This window comes from Mesorhizobium sp. M7A.F.Ca.MR.362.00.0.0, from assembly GCF_004023175.1.
Lineage (GTDB): Bacteria > Pseudomonadota > Alphaproteobacteria > Rhizobiales > Rhizobiaceae > Mesorhizobium.
Genome location: NZ_RZTF01000008.1, coordinates 36,154 through 42,046 on the forward strand (window position 1 = coordinate 36,154; position 5,893 = coordinate 42,046).

Sequence of the window (5,893 nt, forward strand, 5' to 3'; positions counted from 1 at the left end):
GCGTTAGCGCGCAGCCAAACCCGAAGGCCAGAAATGACCAACACCACGATCACCACCGATGCCCTGCATGAGCGCGTCGATGCAATTTTCCGCAAGGCCGGACTGAACCCCATTCAGGCCAGCGCCATTACAAGGGTCATCGTCGCGGCGGAACGCGATGCCTGCAAGTCGCATGGCATCTACCGGATCGAGGGCGCCCTACGGACAATCAAGGCCGGGAAGGTAAAACCGGACGCGCTGCCCGAGTTGTTGCCGCAAGACGCTCCCGCCCTCGTCAAAGTGGATGCGAAGCATGGTTTCGCCAACCCAGCCTTCGAACTGGGTCTGCCGGTGCTGATCGAGCGGGCACGGTCGTGCGGCATTGCCGCACTCGCGATCAACGATGCGGTGCATTTTTCCGCCCTTTGGGTGGAGGTCGAAGCTTTGACACAGGCAGGCCTGACCGGCCTGGCCATGTGCCCGAGCTATGCCACCGTCGCTCCGACCGGTGGCAACGGACCGTTGCTGGGCACCAATCCTTTTGCCTTTGGCTGGCCGCGAGAAGAGCAGCCTCCCTACGTTTTCGACTTCGCGACCTCGGTTGCCGCGCGCGGCGAGATCGAGCTCCACCGCCGGGCAGGCAAGAAGCTGCCGGAAGGCTGGGCCATGGATTCTGACGGCAGGCCAACGACCGATCCCGAAGCTGCCCTGGCGGGCGCCATGCTTCCCTTCGGCGGGCACAAGGGCTCGGCCATCGCGACGATGATCGAACTGCTCGCCGGGATCATGATCGGCGACCTGACCAGCCCCGAGGCGCTCGAGCTGCTTGGCACCACGACGCTTTATCCGTCGCACGGAGAGTTGGTCATCGCTTTCTCGCCGAAAGCCTTCGCCGCCGGCCGGCCCGGCAATCCGCTGGGCCGTGCTGAAGCGCTGTTCGAGGCGATCTTGGGCCAGGGTGCGCGCCTGCCCTCGCAAAGGCGGTTCCTAGCCCGCGAGACGTCGGAGCGCGACGGTATCGTCCTCTCGCACCAGGAAATGGAACAACTCGATCGTTTTCTCGAACGGGGGCTCGACGCGGTCTGAATCGGTATCGCCAGGGCCAAGACCAATCACAGGAGGAGAAAAATGCGCTGGACGAAAACATTTACGGTCGTCGGCTGCCATGCCGAGGGCGAAGTCGGCAACGTGATCACCGGAGGCGTCAAGGACGTTCCGGGCAAGACCATGTTCGAAAAGAAGGAGTATCTAGAAGCGCATATGGACGACATTCGTGGGCTGCTCTTGTTCGAGCCGCGCGGTGCGCCCTACGTCAACGGCAACATCATCCTGCCGCCTTGCGATCCCTCGGCGGATCTCGGCTACGTCATAATTGAAAGCACGGAATACCCGCCCATGTCCGGCTCAAACACCATCTGCGTCGCCACAGTGGCGCTGGAAACGGGGATGGTGCCGATGAAGGAGCCTGAGACATTGCTGCGCATGGAAGCGCCGGCCGGCATGATCGAGGTGCGCTGTCTCTGCGAGAACGGCAAGGTGAAGCAGGTGGAGTTCACCAATGTACCGGCTTTTGCACTCCACCTCGACACGCATGTCGAGGTGGAAGGGCTCGGCACGATCACCGTCGACACCTCCTATGGCGGCATGACTTTCGCCCATGTCAATGCGCGCGCACTCGGCTTTTCCATAACACCCGACGAGGCCCACCAGATGTCGCTGATGGGCCAACGCATCAAGAAGGCGGTCAACGAACAGCTCAAGGTCGTGCATCCGGAGAACCCGAAGATCCGCGACGTGTCCAACGTGATTTTCGAAGGTCCGATCGAGCGCGTCGACGGGCGCGTGGAAAGCGTCAACGGCACGGTGTGCCTGCATGGCAGGCTCGACCGCTCACCGACAGGCACCGGCACCACCGGGCGGCTGGCGGTGATGTCGGCAAAGGGGCAGATCGTCAAGGGCGAGCTGTTCCGTAACAGATCGATCATCGGGACCCATTTCGATTCCCGCGTGATCGCCAATACGCGCCTCGGCGATCGCGACGCTGTCGTGGTCACCATCGCCGGACAAGCCTGGATCACCAGCATCGGCCAATATGGCCTCGACCCGACGGACCCTTATCCACGCGGGCATCGCCTCAGCGACGTCTGGTTCTGAAACGGACGCGGCCGTGCTCAGGCCGCGAACGCTCTGACCCTGACGCCGCTCGCCTCCAGCCGTCGCCGAACGCGCGCGGCGATGGCGACGGCTGCCGGCGTGTCGCTGTGGACGCAGATCGAATCGATCGGCGTCTGCAGCATCTGCCCGGAAAGCGTTTCGATGGCGCCTTGCTTGACCATCCGCACGACCCGTTCTGCCGCCTTCTCGGCGTCGTGGATGACAGCGCCTTCCAGCTTGCGCGAGACAAGAAAGCCTTCCTCCGTATAGGCGCGGTCGGCAAAGATTTCGGACCTGACCGTCAGGCCCGCGTCGCGCGCGATCCTGTCCTGGAAGCCGAGCGCAATGGCCAGGCAGATCAGGCCGGGATCGACGGCCTTGACCGCGCGCGTCACCGCTTCGGCGACGCCACGATCGGTCTGGGTAAGATTGCCTAGCGCGCCATGCGCCTTGACGTAGCGGATCGGGTGGCCGGCATAGGCGGAAAGCGCCTGCGCCGCGCCGATCTGGTAGGCGACCAGCCTTTCGATCTCATCCATGGAATGCGGAATGATGCGGCGTCCGAACCCCCACAGATCGGCGAAGCTCGGATGCGCGCCAACAGCAACGCCCTTGTCGCGCGCCATCGAGAACGTGGCCGCCATGATCTCGGGGTCGCCGGCGTGAAAGCCGCAGGCCACATTGGCGGAACTGACGATGTCGAGGATCGCCGCATCGTCGCCGAGCCTGTAGGCTCCAAAACCCTCGCCCATGTCGGAATTGATATCGACCTGCAATCCTTGGGCCGCCATGGCGCTTTCCTCAGTGGTTCGAACCATCGCCTTGCTTCACACCAGCTCGTAGAGCGGCGTGCCGTAGCCGACGACCGCTCCGTCCTCGATCAGCGCTGCACCCAGCACACCGTCTGCCGGCGCAACGATTGCCTTCAGGCATTGGCCGACCTGCAGGACGCCGACCGTCTCGCCCTTGCGAACCGTCTGGCCAGGTTCGGCGATCGGGCGACCGGTCGTCGGGTGATCGAGACGGAACACGCCGACGCCGGGCGCGCGCACGCCCTTGAAGGCCGTTTCGGCCTTCGGGGCTTCGGCCAGGGGTGTCGAGGCAACAACGGATTGCATGTGCAGGCGCAACGAAAAGCCGGCCTCCGACACTTCGATCTCGCCGATGCCGGCGCTAGCGCACCAGGCGGCCAGCCTTTCGATCTCCTCAATCGTCATCGCCGCCTCGTCCCTGGAGCAGACCGCCTTCAATGAGACGTTCGAGATGATGGATATCGAAGCCGCCGGCAGCGAAGCCGGGCTCGTCCATCAGGAGGCCGTGCAGCGGCGCGTTGGTGGCGATGCCGACAGCCTCCATCTCGCCCAGCGCGCCGCTCATGCGCCGGATCGCCTCGGCTCGCGTCACGCCATGCGCCAGCAGCTTGGCCACCAATGAATCGTAGTGCGGCGGGACGGTGTAGCCGGAGTAGAGATGCGATTCGACGCGGATTCCGGGACCTCCGGGCGGCGTCCAGCGCTCGACCCGGCCCGGATGCGGGCGAAAGCTGTATGGATCTTCAGCGTTGATGCGGCATTCGACGGCGTGGCCCTGGATGCGGATGTCTTCCTGGCTGAACGACAGGGGTTCGCCCCGGGCGATGCGGATCTGCTCGCGCACGATATCGATGCCGGTGACAAGTTCCGTGACGGGATGCTCCACCTGCACGCGGGTGTTCATCTCGATGAAAGAGAAGCGCCCGTCCTCGTAGAGGAATTCGAATGTGCCCGCGCCTGTATAGCCGATGGTCAGGCATGCCTGGGCACACAGCTCGCCGATCTCGGCAACCGCCTCGCGGGCGATGCCGGGCGCCGGCGCCTCCTCGATGATCTTCTGGTGGCGGCGCTGCATGGAGCAATCCCGCTCGCCGAGCCAGACCGCCCTGCCATGCTTGTCCGCCAGAATCTGGATCTCGATATGGCGCGGATGCTCGAGGAATTTTTCCAGATAGACTTGCGGGTTGCCGAAGGCCCGGTCCGCCTCTTTCACCGCCATTGAAACGGCTTCCATCAGGGCGTGCTGCTCGCGCACGATGCGCATGCCGCGCCCGCCGCCGCCGCCCGCTGCCTTGACGATGACCGGATAGCCGATGGCCTCGGCAATGGCGCGCACTGCCTGCTCGTCCTGCGGCAGCGCACCCTCCGACCCTGCAACGCAGGGAACGCCGGCGGCGATCATCGTGCGCTTGGCGGAGACCTTGTCGCCCATGGTGCGGATCGCCGCCGCGGACGGCCCGATGAAGATGAGACCGGCATTCTCAACAGCCTCGGCGAAGGCGGCGTTTTCCGAGAGGAAACCATAGCCCGGATGGATCGCGCCGGCGCCGGTAAGTTGCGCGGCCGCGATGATCTCGGCGATGTTGAGATAGCTCTCCGTCGCGGCCGCCGGTCCGATGCAGATCGCCCTGTCCGCCAGCGCGACATGTCGAAGGCTCGCATCCGCTTCCGAGTGCGCCGCCACCGTCTTCAATCCGAGGTCGCGGCAGGCGCGCAGGATGCGCAGCGCGATTTCACCACGATTGGCGATAAGGACGGTGTCGAACATCGCCTCAGCCCAAATCTTCGAGAACGAACAGCACATCGCCGGACTGCACCGCGGCATGGTCGTCGAACGCGATCTGGACGATCCGCCCAGCGCGATCGGATTCCACGACATTGAACGTCTTCATGGCTTCGAGGACACCAACCTTCTGCCCTTCCACGACCATATCGCCAACCGAAGCGAGCGGCGGTTCACCTTCGGTGCCGGAGCGGTAGAACACGCCCGTCAGCGGCGCGCGGATCGAATAGCGTGCGATGGGCGGAGATGTCGAAGCCGGATTTGTGAAGACGGCAGGGACGGCGGCTGGCCCCGACTGCGACGCAGATTGCGCTTGCGACGCGGATTGCGCCGGCGCCATCTGCCTGGACATGCGGATGCGAACGCCATTGCGCTCGATCTCCAGTTCGGCAATGGGCGAACGCGAGACAAATTCGATCAGCTTCTGGACGAAGTCGAGATCCATCGCCGACCCTATCGCAGCGCTTCGACAGCCTTGGCGATTCGCCCGATCGCTTTTTCGATCAGATCCATCGACGTGGCTATGGAAATGCGGAAATGCGGCGACAGCCCGTAGGCAGAGCCCTGCACCACCGCGACCCGCGCCTGATCGAGCAGGTAAAGCGAGAAATCATCGTCGCTGCCGATGGGAGTGCCGTCGGGGCGACGACGGCCGATCAGGGCCGAGCAATTGGGATAGAGATAGAAGGCGCCCTCGGGCGTCTGGCAGGTAAGGCCGGGAATCTTGCGCAGCAGCTCCAGAGCGCGGTCGCGCCGAGCCTGGAATTCGAGCGCCCGAGGGCGAAGAAAGTCCTGGGGACCTTCCAGTGCGGCAATGGTCGCGGCCTGCGAGATGGATGACGGGTTCGACGTGCTTTGGCTCTGCACGGTGGCCATGGCGCGGATCAGCGGTTCCGGCCCGCCGGCATAGCCGATCCGCCAGCCGGTCATGGCATAGGCCTTCGACACGCCATTCACTGTCAGCGTACGGTCCTTCAGCCTCGGCTCGACGCCGGCGATGGTATGGAAGGTACGTCCATCGAACAGGATATGCTCGTAGATGTCGTCGGTCAGAACGTGCACATGCGGGTGATCGAGCAACACCCCGGCCAGGCCGGCAAGTTCGTCGGGGCTGTAGACGGCGCCAGTCGGATTGGAAGGCGTGTTGAGCAGCAGCCATTTGGTG

At 64.3% G+C, this 5,893-nt stretch carries 7 protein-coding genes; 2 read left to right on the plus strand and 5 right to left on the minus strand.

Features of this window, described 5'->3' with window-relative positions; translation table 11 throughout:
• Positions 1–33 precede the first annotated feature (33 nt).
• A complete protein-coding gene (locus EOC06_RS02350) occupies positions 34–1,065 on the plus strand; it encodes an Ldh family oxidoreductase (protein ID WP_128306994.1) in 1,032 nt (343 codons plus the stop codon).
• Between the two features lie 42 nt (positions 1,066–1,107).
• Complete coding sequence (locus tag EOC06_RS02355) at positions 1,108–2,133, plus strand: proline racemase family protein (protein ID WP_127266698.1); 1,026 nt, start codon at positions 1,108–1,110, stop codon at positions 2,131–2,133.
• Between the two features lie 17 nt (positions 2,134–2,150).
• Here EOC06_RS02355 and EOC06_RS02360 read toward each other — a convergent pair whose 3' ends face one another.
• The 5 genes from EOC06_RS02360 to EOC06_RS41515 form a co-directional block, all read right to left on the minus strand.
• Positions 2,151–2,924 carry a LamB/YcsF family protein gene (locus EOC06_RS02360; RefSeq protein WP_127266699.1) on the minus strand — a complete coding sequence of 258 codons (774 nt, stop codon included), beginning with the start codon at positions 2,922–2,924 and terminating at the stop codon, positions 2,151–2,153.
• Between the two features lie 36 nt (positions 2,925–2,960).
• The gene (locus EOC06_RS02365) at positions 2,961–3,350 is read right to left on the minus strand and encodes a biotin/lipoyl-containing protein (RefSeq protein ID WP_128306995.1); all 390 of its coding nucleotides are present in this window, start codon (positions 3,348–3,350) and stop codon (positions 2,961–2,963) included.
• Positions 3,340–4,713 carry an acetyl-CoA carboxylase biotin carboxylase subunit gene (gene accC, locus EOC06_RS02370; protein WP_127269420.1) on the minus strand — a complete coding sequence of 458 codons (1,374 nt, stop codon included), beginning with the start codon at positions 4,711–4,713 and terminating at the stop codon, positions 3,340–3,342. Before accC ends, EOC06_RS02365 begins: the two co-directional genes overlap by 11 nt.
• A 4-nt stretch (positions 4,714–4,717) precedes the next feature.
• Positions 4,718–5,173, minus strand: a complete 456-nt coding sequence (locus EOC06_RS02375) for an acetyl-CoA carboxylase biotin carboxyl carrier protein subunit (RefSeq protein WP_127269419.1) — start codon at positions 5,171–5,173, stop codon at positions 4,718–4,720.
• An 8-nt stretch (positions 5,174–5,181) separates the two neighbouring features.
• Positions 5,182–5,893 (minus strand): aminotransferase class I/II-fold pyridoxal phosphate-dependent enzyme (locus tag EOC06_RS41515; RefSeq protein ID WP_245469291.1); only part of this gene is annotated, 712 nt, incomplete at its 5' end.